16 protein-coding genes are annotated in these 12,626 nt (G+C 68.6%); 3 read left to right on the top strand and 13 right to left on the bottom strand.

The window, feature by feature from the left end; all coding sequences use genetic code 11:
- Positions 1 to 95: 95 nt before the first annotated feature.
- The 12 genes from ASF23_RS05140 to ASF23_RS05195 all read right to left on the bottom strand — a co-directional run bounded on the left by ASF23_RS05140 (position 96) and on the right by ASF23_RS05195 (position 10,061).
- A complete protein-coding gene (locus ASF23_RS05140; RefSeq protein WP_435081088.1) occupies positions 96 to 611 on the bottom strand; it encodes an inorganic diphosphatase in 516 nt (171 codons plus the stop codon).
- Positions 608 to 979, bottom strand: coding sequence for a fluoride efflux transporter FluC (locus ASF23_RS05145; protein WP_055950129.1), 372 nt, complete (start codon positions 977 to 979; stop codon positions 608 to 610). The genes ASF23_RS05140 and ASF23_RS05145 overlap by 4 nt, the downstream gene beginning before the upstream one ends.
- A complete protein-coding gene (locus ASF23_RS05150; protein WP_228504370.1) occupies positions 976 to 1,479 on the bottom strand; it encodes a fluoride efflux transporter FluC in 504 nt (167 codons plus the stop codon). The genes ASF23_RS05145 and ASF23_RS05150 overlap by 4 nt, the downstream gene beginning before the upstream one ends.
- Positions 1,476 to 2,219 carry a 2,3-bisphosphoglycerate-dependent phosphoglycerate mutase gene (locus tag ASF23_RS05155; protein ID WP_055950238.1) on the bottom strand — a complete coding sequence of 248 codons (744 nt, stop codon included), beginning with the start codon at positions 2,217 to 2,219 and terminating at the stop codon, positions 1,476 to 1,478. Before ASF23_RS05155 ends, ASF23_RS05150 begins: the two co-directional genes overlap by 4 nt.
- A complete protein-coding gene (locus tag ASF23_RS05160; RefSeq protein ID WP_055950132.1) occupies positions 2,216 to 2,722 on the bottom strand; it encodes a universal stress protein in 507 nt (168 codons plus the stop codon). Before ASF23_RS05160 ends, ASF23_RS05155 begins: the two co-directional genes overlap by 4 nt.
- A 321-nt stretch (positions 2,723 to 3,043) precedes the next feature.
- Entirely contained in the window at positions 3,044 to 3,271 is a 228-nt protein-coding gene (locus tag ASF23_RS05165; protein WP_055950134.1) for a hypothetical protein, read from the bottom strand.
- A 420-nt stretch (positions 3,272 to 3,691) separates the two neighbouring features.
- Positions 3,692 to 4,867 (bottom strand): MFS transporter, encoded by a 1,176-nt coding sequence (locus ASF23_RS05170; protein WP_055950138.1) that lies wholly within the window; start codon positions 4,865 to 4,867, stop codon positions 3,692 to 3,694.
- Between the two features lie 84 nt (positions 4,868 to 4,951).
- Positions 4,952 to 5,347: an arsenate-mycothiol transferase ArsC gene (locus tag ASF23_RS05175; RefSeq protein WP_055950142.1), complete on the bottom strand. Its 396-nt coding sequence runs from the start codon at positions 5,345 to 5,347 to the stop codon at positions 4,952 to 4,954.
- A 13-nt stretch (positions 5,348 to 5,360) separates the two neighbouring features.
- On the bottom strand, positions 5,361 to 6,794 hold the full coding sequence (locus tag ASF23_RS05180; protein ID WP_055950145.1) for an FAD-dependent oxidoreductase: 1,434 nt from the start codon (positions 6,792 to 6,794) through the stop codon (positions 5,361 to 5,363).
- Between the two features lie 17 nt (positions 6,795 to 6,811).
- Entirely contained in the window at positions 6,812 to 7,228 is a 417-nt protein-coding gene (locus tag ASF23_RS05185; RefSeq protein ID WP_055950150.1) for an arsenate reductase ArsC, read from the bottom strand.
- A 20-nt stretch (positions 7,229 to 7,248) separates the two neighbouring features.
- On the bottom strand, positions 7,249 to 8,652 hold the full coding sequence (locus tag ASF23_RS05190) for an arsenic transporter (protein ID WP_055950241.1): 1,404 nt from the start codon (positions 8,650 to 8,652) through the stop codon (positions 7,249 to 7,251).
- Positions 8,653 to 8,657: 5 nt separating this feature from the next.
- Positions 8,658 to 10,061 (bottom strand): FAD-dependent oxidoreductase, encoded by a 1,404-nt coding sequence (locus ASF23_RS05195; RefSeq protein ID WP_055950153.1) that lies wholly within the window; start codon positions 10,059 to 10,061, stop codon positions 8,658 to 8,660.
- Between the two features lie 116 nt (positions 10,062 to 10,177).
- Here ASF23_RS05195 and ASF23_RS05200 point away from each other — a divergent pair, with 116 nt between their 5' ends.
- The gene (locus tag ASF23_RS05200; protein WP_055950155.1) at positions 10,178 to 10,531 is read left to right on the top strand and encodes an ArsR/SmtB family transcription factor; all 354 of its coding nucleotides are present in this window, start codon (positions 10,178 to 10,180) and stop codon (positions 10,529 to 10,531) included.
- Between the two features lie 27 nt (positions 10,532 to 10,558).
- Here ASF23_RS05200 and ASF23_RS05205 read toward each other — a convergent pair whose 3' ends face one another.
- A complete protein-coding gene (locus ASF23_RS05205) occupies positions 10,559 to 11,044 on the bottom strand; it encodes a DUF4396 domain-containing protein (protein ID WP_200919307.1) in 486 nt (161 codons plus the stop codon).
- Between the two features lie 197 nt (positions 11,045 to 11,241).
- Between ASF23_RS05205 and ASF23_RS05210 the strand changes: the two genes are divergently transcribed.
- Entirely contained in the window at positions 11,242 to 11,706 is a 465-nt protein-coding gene (locus ASF23_RS05210) for a hypothetical protein (protein ID WP_055950158.1), read from the top strand.
- Between the two features lie 112 nt (positions 11,707 to 11,818).
- Entirely contained in the window at positions 11,819 to 12,421 is a 603-nt protein-coding gene (locus tag ASF23_RS05215; protein WP_082473852.1) for a DUF305 domain-containing protein, read from the top strand.
- The last annotated feature ends 205 nt before the right edge of the window (positions 12,422 to 12,626 follow it).

A 12,626-nucleotide genomic window follows, 5' to 3' on the forward strand; every position in this document is an offset into this window, starting at 1 on the left:
GACCTCCTGGCGATCACTGGGCGCCAGTTGCCTCCCCGCGGCGGTTCAGGGCGCGCACTGGATGGTGCGCGGGTGCGCGGGTGCGCGGGTGCCGGTCAGGGGTGCGGGGTGAACCGTTCCTGTGCGGCGCGGATGATGGCTTCGGCGTCGACACGGTTCGCCCACCCGTTGGTGGTGACGTGCTTGCCGTGCTCGATCTCCTTGTAGTGGGCGAAGAAGTGCTCGATTTCCACCAGGACCGGCTCGGCGACGTCGGTGATGTCCTGGACGTGGTCGAAGCGGACGTCTCCGGCGGGGACGGTGAGGATCTTGTCATCGCCGCCGTTCTCGTCGACCATGCGGAGCATCCCGACCGGGCGGACGTCGATGACGACGCCGGGGAACGTGGGCCGGGGCAGCAGCACGAGCGCGTCGAGGGGGTCGCCGTCATCGCCGAGAGTGTCGTCGATCGAGCCGTAGTCCTGCGGGAACACCATGCTGGTGAACACCGCCCGGTCCAGGCGGATCCGTCCGGTGGTGTGGTCGACCTCGTACTTGTTGCCGCTGCCGCGGGGGATCTCGATCGTGATGTCGAAGTGCATGAGCTGTTCTTCTCCGAGTCGGATGGTCAAGTGAGGGTGCCGAGGGTGACGCCCCCGGCGGCTGCGGCGACGGAGACGACGAGCATCCCAAGCCCGTTCACGGCAGCCGCGGTGGTGCGGCCGGTGCGTGCGAGGCGGACGGTCTCGAAGCTGGCGGTGCTGAACGTGGTGTAGCCACCCATGAGCCCTGTTCCGAGCACCGCGACGGGGGTAGCGCCGAGGTGACCGGCGGCGCCGGTGATCAAGCCCAGCAGGAACGAGCCGGTGATGTTGATCGTCAGCGTCCCGACCGGGAGCCGGAACTGCCGACCCCGGTTGATCGCACCATCCAGGAAGAACCGTGCGGCCGCGCCGACACCGCCAGCGACAGCGACGCTGAGGAAGGCCAGGGCGCTCATGATGTGGCTCCGTTCGGTCGGACCAAGCCCGCGATCGCGAGGCCGCCACCGGTGGCGATCGCGCCGGCGAGGACCGTCAGGAGCCCGTACCCGGTGCCGGCCAACCCTCGGCCGTCGAGGAATAACACCGCGGTGCTGGTCGCGAGGGTGCTGTAGGTGGTGAACCCGCCGAGGACACCAGTCCCCAGAAGCAGGCGCAGTGTCCGGCGGCGACCCTCGTCAGGTCCGCGATGCGCGAGGTGTTCCAGCAGCACACCGAGTAGGAGCGCGCCGGCGATGTTGATCCAGAAGATCGCCCAGGACACTCCGTGCTGAGCGGGGAACGCGGTGCTGAGTCCGTCGCGTGCGGCGGTACCGATGGCGCCGCCGAGTGCGACGACACCGAGGTACCGCCACCGCAGATGCACTGGCCGGGCGATACGTTCCGGGTCGTTGGCGTCGATGTCCGGGTCGGGCGGGAGCTGCCCATCGGGCAGGTCCGTGTCCGTTCGGGAGGTCATGTTCCACCTTCCGCAGCGACCGCTGCCGCTGCTGCTCGTGCTGCCGGGTGCAGGTACTTCCCACCCCGCGGACAGAACCCGCCGTCGCCGTCGAACCGGTAGATCAGGGGTTCGCCCGTGGGGAGGTTCAGGTCCGCGAGCTCACCGTCAGTCAGGCCGTCCATGCAGGCACACAGTGCCCGCAGTGAGTTGCCGTGCGCGACGACGAGCACTGTCTGCCCGTCGCGGAGTGCCGGGGTGATGCGGTCCGACAGGACGGGTTGGACCCGGCGGATGACGTCGGAGAGTGTCTCGGTTCGACGAACTGCCGCCCACGGCAGTCCACGAAGCGCCGTCGTCCGCCGGAGCGCCAGCCACGCGCGGATCGACATGCGTGGCGGCCGACCCGTGCGGGTCCGGCGAACAGCGAAGAACTGCTCCGCCCCCAACGCCGCTTGCGCATTCTGCTTGGACATGCCGGTGAGGGCGCCGTAGTTCCGCTCGTTCAACCGCCACGTCGACTCGATCGGCGCATCACGTCCGAGGACGTCGGTGACGAGCTCCGCCGTATGGAGCGCCCGCTCGAGCGTCGACGTGAGCACGAGGTCCGGTCGGATGCCCGCATGCAGAAGTAGCAACCCAGCCCGATTCGCTTCGGCGGTGCCCTGTTCGGTCAGCGCGACGTCTCGCAAGCCGGTGAAGGTGCCGGCAGCGTTCGCAGTGCTCTGTCCGTGGCGGAGCAGAACAAGCTGGCCGGTCACGGGGTGTCCCATGGCAATGGGGCATCGAACCCGACCGGATCAACGGGCACTACGAGCACTGAACGGTGCTGCTGATGGGTCAGCCGTGCCGCGACCGACCCCGTGAAGAACTCCGCGATTCGACCCGCTCCCGTCCTGGCCCCGACGACCAGCATCGCCGCGTCGCGGTCTTCGGCCACCTGCGACAGTGCCCGGCTCGGATCCCCGACACCCGGGACGAACGTGACGTCGACGCCGTAGGTCGTTGCGGCAGCACGTACTGCCGCCTCGTCACTGTCCGACAAGCCCTGCGGTGTCGCGTCAGCGGTGTCAGGGTCGATCGGTTCCACCATCACCGACCCGTCCGAGCGCGTACCGGCATCGATGAGCGATGCATCCACGCTGACGCACACCAGCGTCGTACCGAAGCGGCGCGCGATGGACGACGCAACCTCGATGACCCCCGGAGCGAGGCCGGGCAGGACGCCGACGACGACCGGTCCGGTACCGATTGGTGCTGTCATGACACTCCCTACCTCAGGCGCGCAGAAGCGCGACCAGCTGAGATAGGGACTGTTGTCGACAACTGTCGAGGTTGGGTCCGGCAAGCCCCACTACCGGGTCCGAAGACACCACCAGTATGCACCCGAACCCCAAGTCACGCGGGCCGTCTCGCGCACCCGCGACGTCCCGACACCGAAGGAAGCGATTCCGACGACACGGAGCGAAGCTGCCCACAATGGAAACGGCAGGGAAGTGAGACGATTCTCGTTTGGGGTACCCCTATCGATATGCCGGAGGGCAGAGCTCTCCTTCCCGAATGAGGGTTGGCGTTTTTTCGGCGGCTACTTCTTTCCGAGACGGGCTCGTCGCAGTTCTGCGACGATGTGTGCCCGCTCGGGGTCCTTGGCCAGCGTGCGGTCGTCGACGACGTCCACGATGTGCTTGACCAGCTCCACGACCTGCTTGCGCAGAAGGAAGCCGAGCACGGAGAGGACGACCGTGATGACGCCGGTCAGGATGGTGCCGCCGAAGGCCGTCAGCATGTCCACCGTGGTGTCGGTGATGGGCATGTTGCCTCCTTCGGGTTTGGCCGTATGGCCAGCCCGCCCGTCGTGGGCGGGGGTCTAGAGCGCCGGGAGCCGACGCGAGCGCCCGGTGGGCGCGTAGTACCCCTATGCGCGGAGCGAGTGGCCTGCTGCGTGCTCCGGCGTTGAGGGCATGGAAAAGGCCGGCCCTAACGGGACCGGCCTGTTTGTGGTGCTCGGGTGCTGCGCTGAAGGCAGAGTCGTCTCGAGCGGTTCCAGCCTACGGTTCGGGCTGGACATGAAGAAAGCCAGTCCGATGGACTGGCTTTTTGCGCGCACTAATGACGTGTGCCACAGCATAGCTCGTTTCGGGACATACCTGCAAGCATGCGGATTAGAGCCAGTTGGCCTTGTTCAGCCGCCGACGAGTGGGCTCCGCTGGGGCGGCTTCGTTCGGTGTCGTCGTTATTGGTGCGTTCGATGTCGGGTTGCGACCCGCGGATCTCGGTGGGTGGTTGTTCCGAGGAGCAGCGCACCGCCGCCGATCGCTGCCACCGCTGCGCAGAGCAGCGCGGTGGTCGTGGCGTCGGTCGCGTGGAGGAGGGCGGCGCCGACTGCTGGTGCGATCGCGGTGGCGATGGTCACGGGGGCGGCGAAGATCCCGGTGAGGTGTCCGGTGTTCGCTGTGCCCCACCGGTCGACCACGACTGATGCCTGGATCAACGTGAGGGAGCCGCGGGCTGCGCCGGCGAGGACGGCTAAGCCGATGGCCGCGGGGAGAGCGCCGGCCCCTGTGGCGAAGCCGGCCAGCGCGATCACCGCGACCGCCGCAACCGCGGTGACAGCTGGGACGGTCGTGGTGCCGCGTCCGAACGCGAAGAACGCGCGGCCGGCGACCTGTCCGACGCCGACGAGGCCGAAGGCGGTCGCAGCGGCCGCGGCGGCAAGTCCTGCGCTGGTCAGGAGGGGCACGAGATTGATGGTGAGGGCGTACAGCGCGAGCGCGAGGCCGGTGACGCCGACCTGCAGGAGCAGGAACGGTCTCGATCGTGCGATCCGGCGGACTCTGAACGGATCAGCGCGCGCGCCTGCCTCAGGTACGCCGTCGATGTGTGGCCACCGACGTGGGAGGAGGGTGGCGCGGATCGGGGCCACGGTGACGAGCAGGATGCCGGCGAGGATTAGGAAGCTTCCACGCCATCCGAGGGCGTGCGTGAGGGCGACGGCGATGGGCGCGAAGATCGTCGAGGCGAGCCCGGCGGCGAGAGTCACAACGGTCAGAGCAGTACCACGGCGGGCGCCGAACGTGGTGTTGATGACCGTGAACGCGGCCTGGTACAGGGTCGCGGACTGGCCGAGACCGACGACGCACCATGCGGAGATGAACAGCGGGAACGAGGGTGCGACGGCGACCGCCACGAGGCCGACTGCGCCGGCGACTGTCCCGACCGTCATCGCCAGGCGCGGTCCCGCCCGGTCCAGGAGCCGCCCGACCGGGATCCCCGCGGCGGCGGAGAGGATCAACCCGGCGGAGAACGCCGTGGTGATGAGGACCACGGACCATCCGGTGTCCCGCGCGATCGCGGTACTGGTGGCGGGGAGGGCGTAGTACAGGGTTCCCCAGGAGATCACCTGCGACACGGACAAGCCGATCAGCAGAAACGGGTGCCGGGGCTGGTCAGCCACGGAGTGCGCTGGGTGGTTCAGCTCCGACCTGTGCCGTCGTCACTGCTTGAGGAGCTCGTGCTGGATGCGGTCCGCGACGGCGTCGCGCAGAGGGCGGACGTCCTCGGGCGACCAGGAGGACGGGTCGGGGAAGGACCATTCTAGGACCGTGCCTCGCGGCGTGGCTGGCAGTTCCAGGCCGGGCTTCATTAGCACGACGATGTCGGCTGCCTTGATGAGTTCCGCGGTGACCTTCCGGGGTGTCCGGTCGGTGATGTCGAGGCCGAGTTCCCCGACGGTCGCGGCGATCGAGGGGTTCACTGCCTCGGCCGGCGTGACGCCGGCGGAGGTGGCTGTATACCGCTCGGGTGCGGCGAGTTCGAGGAGTGCTGCGCCGAGTTGGGAGCGGCCGGCGTTGTGCTTGCAGATGAACAGGACGGTCGGCTTGGTCGTCATGTGGGCGTTCCCGTCAGTTGGCGCAGCATGAGCTGCTGTCAGTGGTTGGGGTGGACTCGGGGGCTGCGCAGCACGACGCCACTTCCGGAGCTGTCATGTCCAGGCTCGGGGCAGCGGTGGTCGGGCTCTCGGCGCTGCTTGGGGTGGTGCAGCAGGAGGATCCACCGAGATCCGTGGAGCAGACACCGGTCTCGGGGAGGACGAGCTCGACCAGGCGCGCGGCGGCGTGGTCGCCAGCGAGCTCAGCGGCGATGGAGCGGACTTGCTCGTACCCGGTGAGGAGCAGGAAGGTGGGGGCTCGGCCGTAGGACTTCATGCCGGCGATGAAGAAGTTCGGTTCCGGGTGCGCGAGCTCGGCGACTCCGTGTGGGGGTACGGAGCCGCAGGAGTGCAGGTTCGGGTCGATCAGCGGTGCGAGGGCTCGGGGTGCTTCGACGATGTCGTCGAGGCCGAGGCGGATCTCGCGGAGCATGTCGAGGTCGGGTCGGAACCCGGTCGCGTTCACGATCACGTCGACCGTCACCGCGAACGGCGCTCCGGCGCGGCGGCCGGTGACGGTGACCTGGTCGCCGTCGGGTCGGACGTCGTCGATCTCGAGCGACGCGATCTGCTGCACGCGACCGGACTCGACGAGCCCGTGGACGGTGGACCCGAGCTGACCCCGGGCCGCGAGCCCGTCAGCTGCGTCGGCGCCGAGCCGGGCGGTGCCGGCGTTTCGGACAGCCCACAGCACGTCGGTACCCGGGGCCGTCTTGGCGAGGCTGGCGAGTTTGATGAGGGTGTTCGCCGCGGAGTGTCCGGCACCGACGACGAGGACCCGCTTCCCCGCCAACTTGGCACGGTCGGCGCCGAGGACGTCAGGCAGCGCGTGGACCACCCGGTCGCCGAGGTCCGCGGCGGGTGCGAGCCCAGCGGCAGTGAGCGGGTTCGGGGACGTGTAGGTGCCCGAGGTGTCGACGACCGCACGCGCAGTGACATCGTGCGCACCGTCGTCGGTGTGGAGGCGGAGCAGGAACGGGGTGTCGGCGCGGCCGGTAGAGCGGGTGCGGTCCATGCCCTGCCGTGACACCGCCTCCACGCGGGTGCCGTACTGGATCACCGGTGCGAGCTGCGGGGTCGCTGCCAGGGGGGCCAGGTACGTGTCGACGAGGTCGTGGCCGGTGGGCAGGGATGATGCCCGGGGTGATTCCCAGCCGGTGGGTTCGAGGAGCCGCTGGGCGGCGGGGTCGATGACGTACTGCCACGGGGAGAACAGGCGGGTGTGTCCCCACGCGCGGACGCTGGTCCCAACCGCCGTTCCCGCTTCGTAAATTACGACGGGGAGGCCGCGCTCGAGGAGGTGCGCGGCGGCGGCGAGGCCGACGGGGCCGGCACCGATGATCGCGACGGGGAGTCCGGTGAGGCGGTCCGCGTCGGCCCGGGGTGGGACGGTGAGGGTGAGCGTCATGATCCTGGTCCTGTCGGTTAGGCGGTTGCTTCGGCGGGCAGCAGCTCGGCGAGGAGCGTCTGGACGCGGTGCTTGATGTCGTCCCGGATGGGGCGAACGTCCTCGATGCCGCGGCCGGCGGGGTCGGTGAGGTCCCAGTCCTCGTACCGCTTCCCGGGGAAGATCGGGCACGCGTCACCGCAGCCCATGGTGATGACGGCGTCGGAGTCGCGGACGGCGTCGGTGGTGAGGATCTTCGGCTGGTTGCCGGCGATGTCGATGCCGTCTTCGGCCATCGCCTGGATGGCGATGGGGTTGATCTGGTCCTTCGGCTCGGAGCCGGCGGAGAGGACCTCGACGCGGTCGCCGCCGAGGGCCTGGGCGTAGCCGGCGGCCATCTGGGAGCGTCCGGCGTTGTGGACGCAGACGAACAGGATCGTGGGCTTGTCGCTCATGGGTGTGTGTCTTTTCGGGTTCAGTGGATGAGGGTGAGCCAGCCGGCGAGGGCGGCGAGGGTGATGGCGAGGACGGGGATGGTGAGGACGATGCCGGTGCGGAAGTACTGACCCCACCCGATGTGGATGCCCTTCTTCTCCAGCACGTGCAACCACAGCAGCGTTGCGAGGGAGCCGATGGGGGTGATCTTCGGGCCGAGGTCGGAGCCGATGACGTTGGCGTAGACCATCACCTCGTGCGTGAGCCCGGTCGCGCCGGCGCCGCCGATGGCGAGGGCGGCGATGAGGACGGTGGGCATGTTGTTCATCAGGGACGCGAGGATCGCGATGGTGAACCCGACGCCGAGCGCGGTGACGAGGACCCCGTGGTCGCCGAACACGTCGAACAGCGTCGCGAGGTGGTCGGTGAGGCCCTGGTTCTGGAGGCCGTAGACGACGAGGTACATGCCGATGGAGAACAGCACGATCTGCCACGGCGCCTCCCGGATCGTCTTCCACACCGGAATCACCCGCCCCGACGGCGTGCTCGGTCCGGCACCGCTACCGCCGACGCTGACGGTGGCAGTACCGCCGGTGGTGACGAGGACCGGCGCAGCCGCAGTGCGGGCGAAGAGGAACGCGGGCTGCCGGGCGGCGACGAGGACGATGATGACGGCTCCGACGCCGGCGACGGCCGCGAGGGGGACGCCGAGTGGGTCGGCGGCGAAGTAGCCGACCAGCAGCAGCGCGAGGACGACCCAGCCAGCGCGGAACGTCGCACGGTCCGTGATCGCGGCGGCGGGGCTGGTGAGGGCGAGGACGTCGTACCGCTTCGGGATGCTCCTGCCGAAGTACAGCAGCAGCATGCCGAGGGAGGCCAGGACGGAGACGATGCCGACGGGGATCATGACGGCGGCGTACTCGGCGAAGCCGAGGTGGAAGTAGTCGGCGGAGACGATGTTGACCAGGTTCGACACCACCAGCGGCAGACTGCCGGTGTCGGCGATGAACCCGGTGGCGAGGATGAACCCGAGCGCCGCTTTCTGCGGCATGTTCAACGCTCGGAGCATCCCGACGACGATCGGGGTGAGGATCAGCGCGGCCCCGTCGTTGGCGAACACCGCCGCGATGACCGCGCCGAGGCCCACGATCAGGACGAACAGCAGCCGTCCGTTGCCGCGGCCCCAGCGGGCGACGTGGAGGGCTGCCCACTCGAAGAACCCGGCCTCGTCGAGGATCAACGAGATCAGCACCACCGCGACGAAGGTCAGCGTCGCGTTCCACACGATCCCGACCACGGTCGGGACGTCGGAGAGGCCGACGACGGTGGTGGCGAGGGCGATGACAGCGCCGATGAGCGCGGTGTAGCCGATCGGGAACCCCTTGGGTTGCCAGATCACCACCACGAGCGTCGCGACGAAGATCGCCGCAGCGACCACAGCCATCACCATCAGGCGGTCGCCCCGGCCTGGTTCACTGTGGCCTGGTTCGCTGCGGCGGCGGCGCGTTCCCAGCCCTGCGCGGCGACCTGCACGGCGTCCCACGGGGACCCGAGCGGCGGCGTGTAGCTGAGGTCAAGATCGATGACGTCGTCCACGGTGAGTTCCGCGTGGAGGGCGGTGGCGAACGTGTCGATGCGCTTGCTGATCTCCGCGGTGCGCTGACCGACGATCTGCGCACCGAGAAGCCGACCGGTGGCCTGGTCGCCGGTGACGCTGATCGTCAGCGGGACGGCGCCCGGGTAGTACCGCTTGTGGTCATCCGCGACCGTCACCCGCGTCAGCGGCGACACGTCCAGATGGCCGGTCTCGTGCTGGCGGAGGCCGGTGCGGGCGGCGACGAGGTCGAACACCTTCACCACCTGCGTCCCCACCGAACCGGCGAACGTCTTCGAGCCGCCGAGCATGTTTTCCACAGCGACGCGACCCTGCTTGTGCGCTGTCGTCCCGAGCGGCAACCACGTGGTGCCGAGGAGGCGGTGGTGCGTCACGACGCAGTCGCCGGCCGCCCACACGTGCGGCACCCCGGTCCGCATGCTGGCGTCGACGACAATCGCTCCGCCCTGCCCCAGCCGCGCACCCGCGGCGACCGCGAGGTCCGTGACGGGACGGACCCCGACACAGACCACGACGAGCGCGAACGTGCCCTCCGCGTCACCGGAGGTGGAGCTGGTGGCGACACGCCACTGCCCATTGCCGCCCGGGGTGATGCCCGTGACGGTGGCACCGGTGAGGACCGTCGCGCCGTGGCGGCGCACCTCGGCGGTCACGAGAGACCCGAGCTCCGAGTCGAGGGTGGAGAGCACTTCCGCGCTGCGCTGGATGAGCGTCGTGTCGAACCCGCGCGCGACGAGGCCCTCGGTCATCTCCAGGCCGATGTAGCCGGCGCCGACGACCGCGACGCGGCTGCCCGCGGGCAAGAGCTCGAGGGCGTCGACGACCTGCTCGGCGTCGGTCATCGAGTGCAGCAGATGGATGCGCTGCTCCCCGAACGGCACCCCCGCGGGGCGCACCGGCTCAGCACCGGTCGCGATCAGCAGCTCGTCGTATGAGATCTCCTCCTCGCCGGCGGGACCGGTGACGGTCAGAAAGCGGCGGTCGACGTCGACGGCCGAGGCCCAGGTCGAGGAGCGGACCGCCATGCCAGCGGCTTCAAGGTCAGCACGGGTGCGGTGCGCGAGGGACGCTTCCGTGGCGACGTCACCGGACACCCAGTACGGGATGCCGCAGATGGAGAAGTTCGGGAACTCGTCCGCGAGCACCACCGTCACATCGGTGGTCGGGTCGAGTTCACGGGCACGGAGCGCCGCGGCAATGCCGGCGTCGCTGCCACCGACGGCGAGGAGATGAGTCATCAGGCTGGTCCTTCACGGATCGAGCGGGAGCCGAAACCCGGCGCGTACATCGAAGCACGTCAATATCGATGAATGCAAATATAGACGCGTGTCGAAGTGCGTGGGAGGATGAGCCCATGACGATCGAGCTGCTTCCCATCCAGGACGTCACCGCGTGCTGCTCGCCCGTGACGACGGAGGCGATGGATCAGGCGTCCGCAGAGGTCCTCGCGAAGTCGCTCAAGGCGATCGCGGACCCGGCGCGGCTCCGGCTGATCTCGATGGTCGCCGCGCACGACGGCGCCGAGGCGTGCGTGTGCGACCTGCAGGAACCGCTTGGCCTGTCGCAGCCGACCGTCTCGCACCACCTCAAGGTGCTCGTCGACGCCGGAATCCTGCACCGCGAGAAGCGTGGCACGTGGGCGTACTTCTCCCTCGTCCCCGGCGCCCTCGACACCCTCGCCGGCCTCATCGCCGTGCCGGCAAAGTAGGCCGAACCCGCGTAGCCGCGGATCTCCTCAGTGGTGGCCGTGAACGACGGCGTGACCGCGCCCGCGGCTGATCATCCATCGATTGACGGGGGTGGTGACGATGAATGCAACCAGGAGCGAGAACGCGAGGGAGCTCCAGAACAGCCAGTCGCTTAGCTGCGCGTCCATGGCGCCGGGGACAGCGACGATGACTGTGTTGTCGATGATCTCCATGATGGCGATCGACACGGTGTCGGCGGCGAGAGCGACTTTGAACGCGGCGGAGAACGTCAGTCCGGATCGGATGACGCCGCGCATCGTGAGGGCGTAGCCGAAGATGAACGCGAGCACGATCGACAGGATGATCGTCCCGGTGTTGTGCAGGCCGGTGGCGGTGCCGATGACCATGCCGAGCACTTCGCCGATCGCGCACCCGGTGAGGCAGTGCAGCGTCGCTTGCGCAGCCATCGACCAGGTCGTCGCCCCGTGACTGCCCTTTTGTTCGGCCATCTTGTGGTCCTCGTGCGCGTTCATGGTGCTCCTCGTCGGTCGCTGTCAACGTCTCGTTCTGGTACCCCCAGGGGGTACCCTAGACGTCTAACGCCGATTCCCGTGATGTGTTCCCAAGCTGATCCGTGTGGCCGTGAATCCGCTCCGCCGGTTGCTTCCGCTTGAGCTGCTGCCGCACCATGGATTCCGCACCCCTGACCCGTCGGACTCACGAAAGCCGCATGTTCCTCACCGCCAATGCTCCGCGTCGTCGCCTGCTGCTGCAGGTCATGGCGACGTTGGCGTTGCTGCTGTTGATCGGATTCACGGTGCTGATGCACAGCATGCTCGGCCACACCACCGGCTCCGAGCACGCGATGACCACGGCGTCGAGCGCCATGAGTGCGGAGCACGGCCACAGCGCTCCCACCGGCCACGCTGAGCACGCCGCTGTACCGGCAGGCACCGTGATGACGGGGTTGAGCGACGCCGGGTGTGACGGCGGGCTGTGTTCGCTGATGTGTTCGCTGATGGGGATGGCGTGCGCGCTGACAATCGCCCTGTTCGCGTGGGCGCTGCTGCGCGCCCGGAACGGCGGGGTCCTCTACGTCCTGGCGCGGCTACTCGCGCTGGTTGACCGGGTGGCGCGCCGCGTCGCGACAGCGAAACCGCCGTCATTGACGGCGTTGCAGGTCATTCGCATCTGATTCCTTCCCGCGGGATACACCCACCTCGGGAGGCTCCCGCATGCCCGGAAACCCCGGGTAGGCACACGCCTGCCCGGATCACCTGACGCATCCACGGGAACGGAAACTTCTCATGCACACCACCACGCGTGCCCTCGTGGTCGCCTCCGCATTCACCATCGGCCTCACCCTCGCCGGCTGCTCGACCAACAGCACCGGATCTTCCGACAACTCGTCCTCGTCGTCGACATCGGCGGCGTCGAAGCGCAACGACCAGGACGTGATGTTCACGCAGGAGATGCGCGCGCACCACCAGCAGGCGATCGAGATGAGCGACATGCTCCTGGAGAAGGGCTCCGACGTTGACGCCGACGTCGTCACCCTCGCCAAGCATATTAAGGCCGAGCAGACGCCGGAGATCAAGACCATGACCGGCTGGCTGAAGACCTGGGGTGAACCCACCGATACCTCGACCATGTCCGGGATGGATCACTCCGCGACGTCGGGCGGCATGATGTCCGACCCCGACATGGAGGCCCTCGACAAGGCGTCCGCTGCGGACGCGGGAAAGCTCTACCTCGAGCAGATGGTCGAGCACCACACCAGCGCCGTCGACATGGCGGGAGCCGAAATCGACAAGGGCAAAAACACCGGCGCGGTCGCCCTGGCGAAGTCGATCGTGTCGAGCCAGACCGAGCAGATCACCCAGATGAAGGACATACTCGCGTCGATGTGAGACCGGCGCGGGTCGCGGCGGTGCCTCCCTCACTGCCGCGGCCCGCGACCGATCCCACCTTCTTCTCTCACTCGACTGCGATCGAGTCCCTTTGTGGAGAATGTGCATGCCCCGCACCGACCCTAGACGCTCACCCCGTCCGGGCGGACCTTCGCCGTCAACCCAGTCGGCTTCGGCCGAGCACTCCTGCACCGCCAAGTCATGC

Source organism: Curtobacterium sp. Leaf261, from assembly GCF_001422205.1.
GTDB lineage: Bacteria > Actinomycetota > Actinomycetes > Actinomycetales > Microbacteriaceae > Curtobacterium.